Consider the following 16,224-nt stretch of genomic DNA (forward strand, 5'->3'; position numbering starts at 1 on the left):
CTGACCCTTCCGGGCGGTATTATTTAACCGCCGGTTCCAGTACAAAGATCTTCACGTCAATGACATCATCTCTGATCGCAGCACGGTGATTTTCCATGTGGCTGGCCTGCTGATGTTGCTCAAGATGACGCAGGGATACCCAGTGCTCCACCATAAAGATTGAATGTGGGGAGTGCTGTTTCCATGGGGTCTGAGCCTTATGATCGATTAACGCCTGATAGCTTCCGCAGCCCTCCTCTGCCAGCACCACCGGAGTAAGTTCCTCAATTGCCCGTAAAACGGCATTTCGACGGCCTGGCCTGATACAAATTTCAGCGAGAACGGTCAGCATACGATTTCCTTCTTTTCTACAAAGTCAGTTAATCAGTTAAGCAAAGATTTCGCTCAGATGAGTCCGATAGCGCACAATATCACCGGCGATATCTGGCTGCTTGATCACATCGTTACAGATAAAGGTCGGCAAAGCGTGCATGCCAAGAAATTGATTCGCCTTATGAAAATGCAGATAGACGCCATCAACCCCCACGCCCTCAAAAAACTGCTGTGGATCGGTAAAAGCGTGTAAAGGGGCATTCCAGGTCAAAGACAACATATAACTCTTGCCCTGCAACAGACCGCCGGAACCATATTGCTTTGCCGCGTCGGCGCGCGTGCGGCCATCGCTGGCATAGAGTTTTCCGTGGCCTTCGGTAAAGACTTCGTCGATGTACTTCTTCAGCGTCCAGGGTTCTCCCATCCACCAGCCCGGCATCTGATAGATGACGGTATCGGCAGCGAGATATTTTTCCACTTCGTCGGCGACCCGGTAGCCATCATCGACAACGGTGATATCGACATGATGACCCGCGTCACGCAGAAAGCTGGCGGCAACATCGGTTAGGGTATGGTTCAGCTCACCTTTAGAGTGGGCAAAGGGCTTACCAGCATCAATAATTAGGATCTGTTTCATGAATATCTCGCAACCGTGGGCAATGGATGCGAGTCTACAGGACGGATATTGAGGGAAAAATGTGGTTTTGATCACAATACTATTGCTCATAAAGCAATAATCCGCAGTAACCATCCCCAAATGACCCTAACCTAAATTTCGTTTCACCGCCGCAGGATACAATTCGTTGCAAGCGGCCCCGCTTAACCACCGATCCCTGTGACAGACCCTTACCAGATAAGGTACTATCCCCGCCAAACTTACCGCTATGGCGGTGCTGGCCCTGAACGCGCCGCGATATGAGGAAAAGAGACAGAATGAGTGACCTGACGCCGGATGGTGCAGAGCGTCTTGCCCTGCATGAATTTACTGAAAATGCTTACCTTAAATACTCCATGTACGTCATCATGGATCGCGCGCTGCCCTATATTGGCGATGGGTTAAAGCCTGTTCAGCGCCGAATCGTCTACGCGATGTCGGAGCTGGGGCTGAGCAACAGCGCTAAGTTTAAAAAATCGGCGCGTACCGTCGGGGATGTGTTGGGTAAATATCATCCGCACGGCGACAGCGCCTGTTATGAAGCGATGGTGCTGATGGCGCAACCGTTCTCCTACCGCTATCCGCTGGTTGACGGCCAGGGGAACTGGGGGGCACCGGACGATCCTAAATCTTTCGCGGCGATGCGTTACACCGAGTCGCGTTTGTCGAAGTATGCTGAAGTATTGCTGGGGGAGTTAGGGCAGGGCACCGTCGACTATGTGCAGAACTTTGATGGCACCATGCAGGAGCCGTCGATGTTACCGGCACGCCTGCCTAATATTCTGCTGAACGGCACCACCGGTATTGCCGTTGGCATGGCCACCGACATTCCCCCGCACAACCTTCGCGAAGTGGCCAAAGCCGCTATCACGTTAATCGACAGCCCAAAAACCACGCTTGATGAGCTGCTGGATATCGTCCAGGGGCCGGACTACCCGACCGAAGCGGAAATTATCACCCCGCGCAGTGAAATTCGTAAAATCTATCAAAACGGGCGCGGGTCGGTGCGTATGCGTGCGGTGTGGAAAAAGGAAGAGGGCGATGTGGTGATCACCGCGCTGCCGCACCAGGTTTCCGGCGCACGCGTGCTGGAGCAAATCGCCGCGCAGATGCGCAACAAAAAGCTGCCGATGGTCGAAGACTTGCGCGATGAGTCCGACCATGAAAACCCAACCCGGCTGGTTATCGTTCCGCGCTCCAATCGCGTGGACATGGACCAGGTGATGAATCACCTGTTCGCCACGACCGACCTGGAGCGTAGCTACCGTATTAACCTGAATATGATCGGACTGAACAATCGCCCGGCGGTGAAAAACCTGCTGGAGATCCTTTCCGAGTGGCTGGTATTCCGCCGCGATACCGTGCGCCGCCGTCTGAACCATCGTCTGGAAAAAGTGCTCAAGCGTCTGCACATTCTTGCCGGTTTGCTGGTGGCCTTTCTCAATATTGACGAAGTGATCGAGATTATCCGAGGCGAGGATGAACCTAAGCCGGTGCTGATGTCGCGCTTTGATATTTCAGAAACACAGGCAGAAGCGATCCTTGAGCTGAAACTCCGCCATCTTGCTAAACTGGAAGAGATGAAGATCCGCGGCGAGCAGGATGAGCTGGAAAAAGAGCGTGCCCATCTGGAGGGCCTCCTGGCCTCCGAACGCAAAATGAATACCCTGCTCAAGAAAGAGTTACAGGCTGACAGCGATGCTTATGGCGACGATCGCCGCTCACCGTTGCGCGAGCGCGAAGAAGCGAAAGCGATCGGGGAGCACGAACTGATGCCGTCAGAACCGGTGACTATCGTGCTGTCACAGAGTGGCTGGGTGCGCAGCGCCAAGGGCCACGATATCGATCCTGCCGGCCTCAGTTACAAAGCCGGAGATGGCTACCTCGGAGCAGCGCGCGGAAAGAGCAATCAGCCGGTTGTCTTTATTGACTCTACCGGACGCAGCTATGCGCTTGACCCGGTCACGCTGCCGTCTGCGCGCGGGCAGGGCGAACCGCTCACCGGCAAGCTGACCCCGCCGCCGGGCGCGGTGGTGGAGCAGGTGCTGATGGCGGACGATACGCAGAAACTGCTGATGGCCTCCGACGCTGGCTATGGTTTTGTTTGCACCTTTGCCGATCTGGTGTCACGCAATCGGGCTGGCAAAGCGCTGTTAACTCTGCCGGCAAATGCCAACGTGATGGCGCCGTTAGCGATCCACAGCAACGACGATCTGCTGCTGGCGATCACCGCTGCTGGCCGTATGCTGATGTTCCCGGTCGGTGACCTGCCCCAGCTGTCGAAAGGCAAAGGAAATAAAATCGTTTCCATTCCGTCTGCCGAGGCGGCTTCAGGAGAAGATAAGCTGGCCTGGCTGCTGCTGCTGACGCCGGAAAGCGATATTACTCTGCATGTCGGTAAACGTAAGCTGACGCTGAAAGCCGCTGATTTGCAGAAATTCCGCGCCGAGCGTGGTCGCCGCGGCACGCTGCTGCCGCGAGGGCTACAGCGTATTGATCGGGTTGACGTGGAAGGGGCGGCGCGTACAGCCGCCAGGGATGACGGCGGGGAGTGATCCTCTGCTTTATTTAACGGAGAGTTTAGTCGACTGACTGAACTGAATGATTTCTACTTTCAAGAAAGAGTATTGCTGCATCCTCTGGGCCAGGGCGACGGTTCGCACCGCGAAATGCGCCGGCGTCCGTGCTGCCTGAGGGATGACGCGAATAAAGAATATGAGGTTCTGATGCTTGCTCTGTTACGAACAATTGTGGTCGTGGTTTACTCGCTGCTGGTGTGTATCCTGGGCTGTATTTACTGCCTGTTCAGCCCCCGCAATCCGCGCCATGTGGCGACTTTCGGTCATCTTTTTGGGCGTCTTGCTCCGGTATTTGGCCTTAAGGTTGAGCTGCGTAAGCCCGCAGGGGCTGAAAACTATCCGAATGCGATTTATATCTGTAACCATCAGAATAACTTTGACATGGTCACCGCAGCCGCCATCGTTCAGCCGACCACCGTGACCGTTGGCAAGACCAGCCTGCTGTGGGTTCCCTTTTTTGGCCTGCTCTACTGGCTGACCGGCAACCTGCTTATCGACAGGGAAAACCGCACCAAAGCGCATGGCACTATCGGTGAGTTGGTCGCGCAGTTTAAAAAGAAGAAAATTTCTTTCTGGATGTTCCCGGAAGGCACCCGTAGCCGTGGCCGTGGCCTGCTGCCGTTTAAAACCGGTGCGTTCCATGCCGCCGTTGCGGCCGGCGTGCCGATTATTCCGGTCGTGGTTTCAAACACTCATGGGAAAATTAAGTTGAACCGGCTAAAAAACGGCCTGGCGATTGTTGAAATGCTGCCGCCGGTGGATACCCAGGCTTTTGCCGATCAGTCGGTACGCAAGCTGGCGACCCACTGCCGCGAGCTGATGTCGGCGAAGCTGGACGCGCTCAATGGCGAAGTCGCCGCACGCGAAGCCTCAGATAAGTTATAAATTCAATGGCATTGCCATGCGGGCAAACCGTCCGCGCAGAATGAAAAAAAATAACGGGGCCACCGGGGTGGCCCCTTTTTGGCTTACGGAGTGGGTATGTCCTTCAGTCGTCGTCAATTTCTTCAGGCCTCGGGCATTGCCCTCTGCGCTTCCTCTTTACCTTTCAGCGTTCGTGCCGCGGTGCCGGGCATAGCGTTACCGATCCCGCCGCTGATTGAATCACGTCGCGGGCAGCCGCTTTTTCTGACGCTGCAACGTAGCCACTGGTCATTTAACGGCAGCACGAAGGCGGCCGTCTGGGGAATTAACGGCCTGTATCTTGGCCCCACGGTGCGGGTGTGGAACGGCGACGACGTCAAGCTGATATACAGCAACCGTCTGACCGAGCCGGTCGCGATGACGGTCAGCGGTTTGCAGGTTCCCGGGGCGCTGATGGGGGGGGCCGCACGCCTGATGTCGCCCGGCGTTGACTGGGCACCGGTCGTGCCGATCCGTCAGGCGGCGGCCACCTGCTGGTATCACGCGAATACGCCAAACCGTATGGCTCCGCACGTTTATAACGGGCTGGCAGGGATGTGGCTGGTGGAGGACAATGTCAGTAAGTCATTACCCATCCCCAACCACTACGGCGTTGACGATTTTCCGCTGATTATTCAGGACAAACGCCTGGATAACTTCGGCACCCCAACGTACTCCCCCTCCGGGAGCGACGGTTTTGTTGGCGATATCCTGTTGGTCAACGGCGTGCAGAACCCATTTGTTGAAGTCTCGCGTGGCTGGGTGCGTCTTCGTTTGCTGAATGCCTCAAACGCGCGCCGCTATCAGCTGCGGATGAGTGACGATCGGCCGTTCAACGTCATCGCCAGCGACCAGGGGTTCCTGCCGGCACCGGTTGCGGTGTCACAACTTTCACTGGCTCCGGGAGAGAGGCGTGAGGTGCTGGTGGATATGTCGCAGGGGAATGAAGTGGCGATCACCGCTGGCGAAGCTGCCGGGATAGTTGACCGTCTGCGCGGTCTGTTTGAGCCTTCCTCTATTCTGACCTCGACGCTTGTTCTCACCTTACGGCCTACCGGCCTGCTGCCGCTGGTGACGGATAACCTGCCGATGCGTCTGCTGCCCGACCAGGTGATTGAGGGGGCGGTGAGCCGCACGCGCGAGTTACGTCTTGCGGATGCGCCGCCGGGCATTAACGGTGCGCTTTGGGATATGCTGCGCATTGACGTCCAGGCGCAGCAGGGAACTTATGAGCGCTGGAACATTCACGCCGATACGCCGCAGGCATTCCATATTCAGGGAGTGATGTTCCTGATTAAAAACGTCAACGGCGCGCAGCCAATGGCGGAGGATCGCGGCTGGAAAGATACCGTATGGGTTGATGGCGATGTGGAGCTGTTTGTCTCCTTTACACAGCCATCTTCTGAACATTTCCCGTTCGTCTACTACAGCCAGACGCTGGAGATGGCCGATCGCGGTACGGCGGGACAGCTGGCTGTCAATCCGGCGCCGCAGGCGGGTTAAACGGCGGTATGGGCGATGGGCGACCGTAAAGGTCGCCCTGCATCCTGTCGGCTAATCCAGTTCGTCCGGATCCGGGCCGAGGCGCTTGCCCTGATCCAGCGTGGCAATGGTACTGATTTCCGCTTTTTCCAGACGAAAATCAAACACGTTGAAGTTCTCTTCAATACGCGATGGCGTGATAGATTTAGGGATCACCACCAGGCCACTGTCCAGGTGCCAGCGGATAACAATCTGTGCCGGCGTTTTGCCATATTTCTTCGCCAGCCCCTTGATCTCTTCCCGGTCGAATACGCCTTTTCCCCCCTGAGCCAGCGGGCTCCATGACTCGACCTGGATTTGGTGCAGGGCGCTCCACGCATGCAGGGTGCGCTGTTGTAACAGAGGATGCAGCTCAACCTGGTTGATCGCCGGGCTGACGCCAGTTTCGTCCATCAGACGTTTCAAGTGCGGTTCATTGAAATTACAGACGCCAATGCTTTTGGTCAGCCCCTGCTGTTGCAGCGCGATCATCTGCTGCCAGGCGGCGACATAATTGTCTTTCTGCGGACATGGCCAGTGCATCAGGTACAGGTCAACGCGCTCCAGCTGCAATTTTTGCAGGCTGGTTTCCAGCGCCTGCTGCGCGTTCAGCTGATCGTCATTCCATAATTTGGTCGTGATAAAGATATCGTCGCGAGCCACATCGGTTTCCTTCAGCGCCTGGCCGATACCTTCCTCATTTTTATAGATGGCGGCGGTATCGATGGAGCGATAGCCTACGGAAAGTGCTTTAACCGCCGCGCTGCGCGCCTCATCAATACTGGCCTGCCAGACGCCCAGTCCGAGCTGCGGCATCCTGTTCCCATCGTGTAATGTGATGATCGGTTGATTTGGCATGATATCTCCTGTTTTGCAGGTTAGTCGGTGTACTGAAACCGACGGATAAGGTTAATTCTAGTTGATACATTGATAGGCGGGGGAAATGAGAAACGGGCATTCGATTGGCGTGGTGGGATCCGCCAGGTTTTCCCCGTGCCCATTTCTCGCTGAATATTGCCTAATCCTCCAAATCGCTGGAGAAAAAAGCGGCTTCCGGTGATGATGGTGGCAGGATTCTTTCAGCGAGCGGCAAACACTTATGGATCGAAAAATCGTCTGCGCCCGGCTGGCGCAACAGGTCACCCGCCTGGTAAAGCAGGAGAAAATGACGCCAATACCGGGCATTACTCTGTTTTATTCTGAATCTGGCTCGGTACGCAAGCCGGTGATGTATAAGCCGGCGATTGTGATTGTTTTCCAGGGCAAGAAAACCGGTTATTTCGGCAAAAGCGTCATTCAATACGATGCCAGTAAATACCTGATGCTTACGGTGCCGGTGCCGTTTGAATGCGAAACCTTTGCTACCCCTGAACTGCCGCTCGCCGGGCTGTCACTGGGGGTTGATGTGCTTCAGTTACAGGATTTGCTGATCGATATTGGCGACGATGACGGGTTCCATCCGCCGCCGCTGACCCACGGCATTCACTCCGCGCTGCTGACGGAGGAGATGTTGTGTGCTACCGAGCGGCTGCTGGATGCGATGGCGCATCCGTGCGATGCGCGCGTGCTCGGCCCGCATATCGTACGTGAAATTCTTTACCATGTGCTGCAAGGGCCCTGCGGCGGTGCGCTGCTGTCGCTGGTGAGCCGCCAAACGCAGTTCAGCCAGATAGCCCGCGCGTTGCGGCGCATTGAACATCATTTCACCGACAGTCTGAGCGTTGACCAGCTGGCCGCGGAAGCCAATATGAGCGTTTCGGCGTTTCATCATAACTTTAAGGCCGTTACCAGCACCTCTCCTTTGCAGTATCTGAAAAGTTACCGACTGCATCAGGCGAGGATGATGATGTTACAAGAAGGCATGAAAGCCGGCGTGGCGGCGCTGAAGGTTGGCTATGAAAGTCCGTCGCAGTTCTCGCGCGAGTTTAAACGTTTCTTTGGCGTGACGCCGGGAGAAGAAATGACGCGCATGCGCTATACGGGGTAGCGCTTACCGCACATTGTAACAGACGGTAACGGAGTAAATAACATGTAACGCACTGATAATTATTAATAAAATCTTAACAAAATAAGTGATTGAGAAGAGACTTAAAAAGCCATATATTGGCCGCGTTTTTTCACAGTGGTAATTTCCCTTTAATTTAAATTTTCAACTGCGGCGTGACAGATACCCCCAGTTGTAGGAGTGATATGATGACGGATAAAGTCCGTATTGATAATTTAGGTGCGACTTCATTTGATGGTAACAATGAAACCTATTTGGCGCGACAGGCTGAATTTGAATCCAATGTCAGAAGTTATCCGCGCAAACTGCCGTTAGCCATTGCAAAGGCCGAGGGCGTGTGGATTTCTGATGTTGAGGGTAATCAATATCTTGATTGCCTTGCCGGTGCAGGTACGCTGGCACTTGGACACAACCATCCTGATGTATTGCAAAGCATCCAAAATGTCATTACCAGCGGCTTGCCGTTACATACACTGGATCTGACCACGCCGTTAAAAGATCGTTTCTCTGAGTATCTGCTTTCCCTGCTGCCGGGTGAGGGCAAAGAGTATTGCCTGCAGTTTACCGGGCCTTCCGGTGCTGATGCGGTTGAAGCGGCGCTGAAGTTGGCGAAAAAGTACACCGGCCGTACCGGTGTGATCAGCTTCTCCGGCGGCTATCACGGCATGACGCACGGCGCGTTGGCGGTCACCGGCAACCTGTCACCGAAAGAAGCGGTTAACGGCATGATCCCTGAAGTGCAGTTTATGCCTTATCCGCACCAGTACCGCTGCCCGCTGGGCATCGGCGGCGAAGCGGGCGTGCGGGCATTAACCTACTACTTTGAAAACCTGATCAACGACGTTGAGAGCGGCGTGCGCAAGCCTGCGGCCGTCATCCTTGAAGCGGTGCAGGGCGAAGGCGGGGTGAATCCGGCTCCGGCAGAGTGGCTGCAACGTATCCGTAAGGTGACGCAGGAACACGGCATTCTGCTGATTATTGATGAAGTCCAGGCAGGCTTTGCGCGTACCGGTAAGCTGTTCGCCTTTGAACATGCCGGCATCGAGCCTGACATTATCGTGATGTCGAAAGCGGTCGGTGGCGGTTTACCGCTGGCGGTACTGGGTATCAAGAAGCAGTTTGACGCCTGGGAGCCGGGTCACCATACCGGTACTTTCCGTGGCAACCAGCTGGCAATGGCAACCGGCCTGACCACCTTGCAGTATCTGAAAGATAATCAGCTTGCTGATAAAGTCGCCGCACAGGGCGACTGGCTGAAAGCGCAGCTGGCTGAACTGCAAAAACGTTATCCGGTCATCGGTCATGTGCGTGGCCTGGGCCTGATGCTCGGTATTGAGATCGTCAAGCCTGGCGAAGCGCAGGATCACATGGGCTGCTATCCGGCTGACGGTGAGTTATCCGCTCTGCTACAGAAAAAATGCTTCGAAAACGGGCTGATCCTTGAGCGCGGCGGGCGTCACGGCTGCGTCCTGCGCCTGCTGCCTTCCCTGCTGATCTCTGATGATGAGCTGGGCATTTTCCTGGATAAATTCGAAATGGCGCTGTTAGCCGCTGGCGTCAAGCCGGTTTCTGTGGAGTAACGTGATGTCCAGACTGAATCCTATTCTGGCCGCCAGCGCGCAAAGCAGCGAGGCTTACCAGCAGGCGATAGCACAAAGCAGTGAGGCCGTGGTGCAGTGGCTGCGACAGCCTGAGATGTATCAGGGGAAAACCGTTGCCGAACTGCGTGAACGTATCGCGCTGGATTTTAATCCTGAGGGCCTGGGCAACCAGGCCGCCATTGAGCGTGCGGTTGAATTCTTTTTGAAAGACAGCCTCGCGGTGCATCACCCGCAGTGCGTGGCGCATCTTCACTGCCCAAGCCTGGTGATCAGCCAGGCTGCCGAGGTGCTGATCAACGCCACCAACCAAAGCATGGACTCCTGGGATCAAAGCCCGTCCGCCACCATCATTGAGATGAAGCTGATCGAATGGCTGCGTACCAGGGTTGGCTACCAGGCTGGCGATGCCGGCGTATTCACCAGCGGCGGCACCCAAAGTAACCTGATGGGCCTGATGCTGGCGCGCGATGCCTTCTTTGCTCGTCAGGGCCACTCCATCCAGCAGGATGGGCTGGTAGGCGATCTGCGCAAGATTAAAGTGCTGTGCTCTGAAAACGCCCACTTCTCGGTGCAGAAGAATATGGCGCTGATGGGGCTGGGCTATCAGTCGGTCACGCTGGTGAAAACCGATCGCCTCGCGCGCATGGACATCAACGATCTGGCGGAAAAAGTGGCGCTGGCTCAGGCCAACGGCGAGCAGATCCTCGCGATTGTCGCCACCGCCGGCACCACTGACGCTGGCGCTATCGATCCGCTGCGTGCGATTGCGCAACTGGCGGCAGAGCACCAGATCTGGGTGCATGTTGATGCCGCATGGGGCGGCGCGCTGCTGATGTCTGAACAGTATCGTCACTACCTGGACGGTATTGAGCTGGTGGATTCCGTCACGCTGGACTTCCATAAGCAGTTCTTCCAGACCATCAGCTGCGGCGCTTTCCTGTTAAAAGAAGCGCGCCACTATGAGCTGATGCGTTATCAGGCCGCTTATCTGAACTCCGAGTTCGACGAAGCGCAGGGCGTACCCAACCTGGTTTCCAAATCGTTACAGACCACCCGCCGTTTTGACGCGTTAAAACTGTGGATGGGGCTGGAAGCGCTGGGTGAAAAACAGTATGCCGAGATCATCGATCACGGCGTCACGCTGGCACAGCAGGTAGCGCAGTATGTCGATGAGCAGGCGTCACTGGAGCTGGTGATGCAGCCGCAGCTGGCCAGCGTGCTGTTCCGCTATCGCCCGCAGCCGCTGGCTGAGGGCAGCGATGCAGCTATTGCGCTGCTCAACCAACAGATTGGCGATGCGCTGCTGGAGTCCGGGCGTGCCAACGTTGGCGTTACGGAGTTTGCGGGTATCACCTGCCTGAAGATGACGTTGCTGAATCCAACGGTGAGCCTGCAGGATATTAAACTGCTGCTGGCACTGGTTGAGCGCACGGCAGAGCAGTTGCAGAGTGCCTGATATTATAGGGGCCGGGCGAAAAGCCCGCCCCTTATACGGTGAGCGCTAAGAGCTGACCGCGACTTTCTGCCACCCTGAATGATGTGCTTCAGCCCCAAAGGCCCGGTGTCTTCACCGGGCCTTTTTGCTGCGAACCACCACCGCAATACTGCCAATCAGTCCGATGGAGAGCATCACCAGCGGCAGCACCATCAGGCAGGCCATCATCTGATCTTCATGGCGCTTGATAAATGGCACCTGGCTGATGGCATAACCCAGGCCGACCAGAATCGCCACCCACAGCAACCCGCTTAGCCAGTTGAACAGCTGAAAGCGGCCGTTTTTCAGGCCGGAAATTCCGGCAAGCGTCGGCAGGATAGTACGGACAAAAGCTAAAAATCGCCCGAGCAGCAGAGCCATCAGCCCGTGACGATTGAAAAGATGCCATGCGCGCTGTTGATACTGTTCGGGAAGATGGAACAACCAGCTTTTCACCAGCCGGGTATTACCCAACCAGCGGCCTTGCAGATAGCCCAGCCAACAGCCCAGACTGGCCGCCACGGTCAGGATCATCATGGTGGGAATAAAGTTCATTACCCCTTTGGCGATCATGGCTCCTGCCAGCAGCAGCAGACTGTCGCCCGGTAAAAAGGCGGCTGGAAGCAGGCCATTCTCTAATAGCAACGTCAAAAACATCACCCCATAAACAATCCAAATAACGTTCGGATTGGCCAGCGCGGCAAAGTCCTGATGCCAGAGCGCCTTGACAATCTCGTACAGTACATCCATTTGTTTTCCTGTCTATCCCGTTGCTTTGATATCCAACCCTGCGGCAAGAGTGGCAGTTGACCGAGCTACATGCCGCAACGTCAATAAGTTTAGCTATTCTAGCGTCATTATGCGCGAGACGCCGGACAAAGACCTGTAGATCGTAAGGTTTCTCTATCTCATTCAGCTTTTATTGGTGTAAACGTTCAAAGCCCTTGCGCAAATCGTCTATAAGATCGTCTACATTTTCCAGCCCGATATGCAAACGCACCAGGGTGCCGCTAAAGTCAACCGCCCCGGCAGGGCGGATGGCTGCCAGTTCTTCCGGCTGGTTGGCAAGGATCAGCGACTCGTAACCCCCCCAGGAGTAGGCCATGCTGAAGTGGGTAAAATTATCCAGATAGTGCGCGAGCTGCGTATCGCTGACTTTTTCCTTTAAAACGAAGGAAAACAGGCCGCTGCTGCCGGTGAAGTCCCGCTGCCAGAACGCATGGCCCTTACACTGCGGCAGGGCAGGATGGTTGACCACCGCCACTTCCGGGCGTTCGGCCAGCCACCGTGCGACCTGAATGGCGCTCTGTTCGTGCTGGCGCAGGCGTACTGCCAGGGTGCGCAGGCCGCGGCTGGCCATGTAAGCGGTATCGGCGTCAACCATTTGCCCCATCAGGTAGGAATTTTCCCGCAGCTGTGGCCAGCAGCGCTGGTTAGCAACGGCGGTGCCGATCATCGCGTCGGAATGGCCAATCAGATATTTTGTTCCGGCCTGAATAGAAATATCGACGCCGAAATCCAGCGCACGGAACAGAACTCCAGCTCCCCAGGTGTTATCGATTATAATGATCGCTTCCGGCGCTTTGCTGCGCACCGCCGCGACGATGGCAGGGACATCCTGCACTTCCATAGTAATTGAGGCCGGAGATTCAAGAAAAACCACGCGGGTGTTCGGCTGCACCTGTTCGGCAATTTCACACCCTGAGCTGTGGTCAAACCAGGTGGTGCTGACATTCATCTTACTGAGGATTTTTGTACAGAAGTCCTGGGTGGGTTCATACACGCTGCCGCTCATTAATACGTTATCCCCGGCAGAAACAAACGCAAGGATGGCATTGGCCACCGCCGCTGCACCGCAGGGATAAAGTGAGCAGCCTGCGCCACCTTCCAGCTCGGTCATCGCTTCCTGTAGCGAAAAGTGGGTCAGAGTTCCCCGACGGCCATAAAACAGCTCGCCGTCTGCGCGTCCTGCCGTAGCGCGTTTTTTTTCAGCCATGCTTTCAAATACCAGTGAGGAAGCTCGCTGGATCACCGGGTTTACCGAACCCTGAGTATACCGTTTGCTGCGTCCGGCACTGACGAGCGCCGTTTCAAGTTTTTTGCTGTTCATGAAAGTCCTGTGTCCTTTGCCGCCCTGTTTCAACGTTAACACGCCAGCCGCCGCGACGATATTAAGCCGTGGGGTAAGTGATAAAAAAATACCGTCCTGATGGCAGCCGCCACTAAGGGAAATAAGTGTAAAAAACGTCCCGTTTAAGGTAAATAGTAATGAGACACACTATCAATTCACGACCGTTTTGTTATCATTCGCACTGAATTTTTTTGGTCGATAATCAGACCCGGAGAGGCAGCGTGACAAATAATTTGATGCAGATGGATCTGTCCGTCTGGGGCATGTACCAGCATGCGGACATCGTGGTAAAAGCGGTGATGATAGGCCTTTTGTTGGCATCGGTTGTCACCTGGGCGATTTTCTTCAGCAAAAGTATTGAATTAAGCCGCGCGCGCAAGCGTCTTAAGCGCGAGCAGGCTCTACTGGCAAACGCGCGTTCGCTGGAAAATGCAGCGCAGGTCTGTGAGGGTTTTCATCATCAGAGTCTCAGCAGTTTGCTGGTTAGCGAAGCGGTCAACGAGCTGGAGCTGTCCGTCGGTTCTGACGACAACAACGGTATTAAAGAGCGTACCGCCTTTCGTCTTGAGCGCCGGGTGGCCGCCATCAGCCGCCATGCGGGCCGTGGTAACGGTTTTCTCGCCACTATCGGCGCGGTGGCACCGTTCATCGGCCTGTTCGGAACCGTGTGGGGCATCATGAACAGCTTTATCGGCATCGCTCAAACCCAGACCACAAATCTGGCGGTTGTGGCTCCCGGTATCGCCGAAGCGCTGCTGGCTACCGCCATTGGTCTGGTTGCGGCTATCCCCGCCGTGGTCATCTATAACGTATTTGCCCGCACCATCGGTAGCTATAAAGCCTCGCTCGGGGATGTGGCGGCGCAGGTTCTGCTATTACAAAGCCGCGATTTGGATCTCGCTTCTAGCGAAAGCCCTCACCGCGTCCAGCCTGCTCAGAAGCTGCGGGTGGGTTAAGCATTATGGCAATGCGATTGAACGAAGATCTCGATAGTAACGGTGAAATGCACGAAATTAACGTGACGCCGTTTATCGATGTGATGCTGGTGCTGCTGATTATCTTTATGGTCGCCGCGCCGCTTGCTACCGTTGACGTCCGTGTCGATCTGCCTGCATCTACCAGTGCCCCGCAGCCGCGCCCTGAAAAGCCGGTTTATCTGTCAATCAAAGCGGATAAGCAGCTGTTTATTGGTAATAATGCGGTAAGCGAAGAAACGCTGATCGACACCCTGACCCAGCAGACTGAAGGCAAAAAAGACACCACTATCTTCTTCCAGGCTGATAAGTCGGTGGATTATGAAACGCTGATGAGCGTCATGGATAAACTGCGCCAGGCCGGATATCTGAAGATTGGTTTGATGGGCATGGAAACCGCCGGAAAATAACCGGGCGGGCGGATGCGGAATTTATCAGGGCGGCTTACACGCCGCCCTTAATTTTATACCTCGATAGCCGGCTCCAGCAGCCGTTTCACCTGATACTGTTTTACCAGCCGTTTAATAATCAACGTACCGATCAGGCCGCAGACGGCGGCGAAAGAGAGCCACACGCCCGGCATCGCCTTATCTCCCGTAACATGGATCAAATAGCTGCATACCGCCGGGGTAAAGCCGCCAAACAGTGCGGTTGCCAGACTATACGCCAGCGAGAAACCGGTCGCGCGCACCTCGGCGGGCATCACCTCTGCCAGGTAGACCACCATCGCCCCGTTGTAACTACCGTACAGGAAAGAGAGCCAGAGTTCGGCCGCCAGCAGGTGGGCTAAGCTTGGCGATCCGACCAACCAGTGCAGTACCGGCCATGCGGTGGCGATCATCAGCACGGTAAACAGCAGCAGCAGCGGGCGGCGGCCAACGCGGTCGGAGAGTGAACCCATGACCGGTAACCAGAATAAATTAGAGACCCCAACGCACAGGGTCACCAGGAAGCTCTGTTTATCGCTGATCATCAGCACGGTTTTGCCGAATGTCGGCGTGTAGGCGGTGATCATATAAAACATCACTGTGGTCGTGACCACCATTAACATGCCGGCCAGTACCAGCGCCCAGTTGCGGGCGACCGAGTGAACAATCTGGCGCATAGAGGGATGGTGTTTGCGCTGGCTGAATGCTTCCGTTTCTTCCAGCATGCGGCGGATCCAGAACAGGAAGGGGACGATCATACAGCCCACGAAGAACGGTATGCGCCAACCCCAGTCGGTCACTTCGCCTTTATCCAGAACGTGGTTCAGCAGCAGGCCAAGCAGCGCGGCGAAGATCACGGCAATCTGCTGGCTGGCGGACTGCCAGCTGACGTAGAACCCTTTTTTCCCCTTCGGTGCAATTTCCGACAGATAAACCGATACGCCGCCCAGTTCGACCCCGGCGGAGAACCCCTGTAACAGGCGACCCAGCAGGATCATAATCGGTGCCGCCATACCGAGCGTGCTGTAACCGGGCGTGAGCGCGATGGACAACGTGCCAAGCGCCATCAACCCGAGGGTCAGCAGCAGGCCTTTGCGCCGTCCATGCCGGTCGATATACGAACCGAGGATAATGGCCCCCAGCGGGCGCATCAGGAAGCCGGCACCAAAGGTCATTAGCGTCAGCATCAGTGAGGCGAAGGGATCATCGCCGGGGAAAAAGGTCTTGGCAATGGCAGTGGCGTAATAGCCAAATACCATAAAATCATACATTTCGAGGAAGTTACCGCTGGTAACGTTGAAGATGCGTCTGGCACCGCTTTGGCGCGAGGCCGGTGGGTTTACGGTTGAGGTCATTAACGTGTCCTTGTGATTTTTTCACCGTTTTAGCCTGTCAGCGCCGTTTTTAATGTGATGTCAGTCTAATTTTCCAACTGTGCTTGATACATTAATGTAACAAAAATATAACAAACAAGTCTGCTGTTATGAAGAAGTTGGAGGTTGCACAACCCGGGAATTCTACGCACGGTGCGTTTATAAATAGCGATCGAACAGATGCCATCGAAAAAAAAGCCAGCGGGGTAGCCCGCTGGCCGGAGAGTTTTAGCAGGGAGCGAACGCCGACCGCTGTCGCGGATCAACA

The 16,224-nt window shown here is 55.5% G+C and carries 14 protein-coding genes; 8 read left to right on the plus strand and 6 right to left on the minus strand.

Translation table 11 applies throughout. The features are described from left to right. Positions 1-19: 19 nt before the first annotated feature. Both ETA_RS03320 and ETA_RS03325 read right to left on the minus strand, forming a co-directional pair. Complete coding sequence (locus ETA_RS03320; protein WP_012440196.1) at positions 20-331, minus strand: putative quinol monooxygenase; 312 nt, start codon at positions 329-331, stop codon at positions 20-22. Positions 332-367: 36 nt separating this feature from the next. After that, positions 368-949 (minus strand): NAD(P)H-dependent oxidoreductase, encoded by a 582-nt coding sequence (locus tag ETA_RS03325; RefSeq protein WP_012440197.1) that lies wholly within the window; start codon positions 947-949, stop codon positions 368-370. Positions 950-1,245: 296 nt separating this feature from the next. Here ETA_RS03325 and parC point away from each other — a divergent pair, with 296 nt between their 5' ends. From parC to ftsP, 3 genes are all read left to right on the plus strand, one after another. Beyond that, positions 1,246-3,522 carry a DNA topoisomerase IV subunit A gene (parC, locus tag ETA_RS03330; protein WP_012440198.1) on the plus strand — a complete coding sequence of 759 codons (2,277 nt, stop codon included), beginning with the start codon at positions 1,246-1,248 and terminating at the stop codon, positions 3,520-3,522. A gap of 171 nt (positions 3,523-3,693) precedes the next feature. After that, positions 3,694-4,431, plus strand: a complete 738-nt coding sequence (locus ETA_RS03335; protein WP_012440199.1) for a 1-acylglycerol-3-phosphate O-acyltransferase — start codon at positions 3,694-3,696, stop codon at positions 4,429-4,431. 96 nt (positions 4,432-4,527) lie between these two features. Further along, positions 4,528-5,952 (plus strand): cell division protein FtsP, encoded by a 1,425-nt coding sequence (gene ftsP, locus ETA_RS03340; RefSeq protein WP_012440200.1) that lies wholly within the window; start codon positions 4,528-4,530, stop codon positions 5,950-5,952. Between the two features lie 51 nt (positions 5,953-6,003). On the opposite strand, the gene dkgA is transcribed toward ftsP, so the two are convergent. Further along, entirely contained in the window at positions 6,004-6,828 is an 825-nt protein-coding gene (gene dkgA, locus ETA_RS03345) for a 2,5-didehydrogluconate reductase DkgA (RefSeq protein ID WP_012440201.1), read from the minus strand. A gap of 241 nt (positions 6,829-7,069) precedes the next feature. Here dkgA and ETA_RS03350 point away from each other — a divergent pair, with 241 nt between their 5' ends. The 3 genes from ETA_RS03350 to ETA_RS03360 all read left to right on the plus strand — a co-directional run bounded on the left by ETA_RS03350 (position 7,070) and on the right by ETA_RS03360 (position 11,032). Then, positions 7,070-7,957 (plus strand): AraC family transcriptional regulator, encoded by an 888-nt coding sequence (locus tag ETA_RS03350; RefSeq protein WP_012440202.1) that lies wholly within the window; start codon positions 7,070-7,072, stop codon positions 7,955-7,957. A 203-nt stretch (positions 7,958-8,160) separates the two neighbouring features. Next, the gene (locus ETA_RS03355) at positions 8,161-9,555 is read left to right on the plus strand and encodes a diaminobutyrate--2-oxoglutarate transaminase (RefSeq protein WP_167310300.1); all 1,395 of its coding nucleotides are present in this window, start codon (positions 8,161-8,163) and stop codon (positions 9,553-9,555) included. Positions 9,556-9,559: 4 nt separating this feature from the next. Next, entirely contained in the window at positions 9,560-11,032 is a 1,473-nt protein-coding gene (locus tag ETA_RS03360; protein ID WP_012440204.1) for a pyridoxal phosphate-dependent decarboxylase family protein, read from the plus strand. Between the two features lie 111 nt (positions 11,033-11,143). Here ETA_RS03360 and ETA_RS03365 read toward each other — a convergent pair whose 3' ends face one another. Then, complete coding sequence (locus ETA_RS03365) at positions 11,144-11,800, minus strand: DedA family protein (protein ID WP_012440205.1); 657 nt, start codon at positions 11,798-11,800, stop codon at positions 11,144-11,146. Between the two features lie 169 nt (positions 11,801-11,969). Further along, the gene (gene metC / locus ETA_RS03370; protein WP_012440206.1) at positions 11,970-13,160 is read right to left on the minus strand and encodes a cystathionine beta-lyase; all 1,191 of its coding nucleotides are present in this window, start codon (positions 13,158-13,160) and stop codon (positions 11,970-11,972) included. Between the two features lie 242 nt (positions 13,161-13,402). Between metC and exbB the strand changes: the two genes are divergently transcribed. Together exbB and exbD are read left to right on the plus strand one after the other, a co-directional pair. After that, on the plus strand, positions 13,403-14,137 hold the full coding sequence (gene exbB, locus ETA_RS03375; RefSeq protein WP_012440207.1) for a tol-pal system-associated acyl-CoA thioesterase: 735 nt from the start codon (positions 13,403-13,405) through the stop codon (positions 14,135-14,137). A 5-nt stretch (positions 14,138-14,142) separates the two neighbouring features. Further along, complete coding sequence (gene exbD, locus ETA_RS03380) at positions 14,143-14,565, plus strand: TonB system transport protein ExbD (RefSeq protein ID WP_012440208.1); 423 nt, start codon at positions 14,143-14,145, stop codon at positions 14,563-14,565. Between the two features lie 53 nt (positions 14,566-14,618). Here exbD and tcuC read toward each other — a convergent pair whose 3' ends face one another. Next, the gene (tcuC, locus tag ETA_RS03385) at positions 14,619-15,938 is read right to left on the minus strand and encodes an MFS transporter (protein WP_012440209.1); all 1,320 of its coding nucleotides are present in this window, start codon (positions 15,936-15,938) and stop codon (positions 14,619-14,621) included. Positions 15,939-16,224 lie beyond the last annotated feature (286 nt).

It is taken from the genome of Erwinia tasmaniensis Et1/99, from assembly GCF_000026185.1.
Lineage (GTDB): Bacteria > Pseudomonadota > Gammaproteobacteria > Enterobacterales > Enterobacteriaceae > Erwinia > Erwinia tasmaniensis.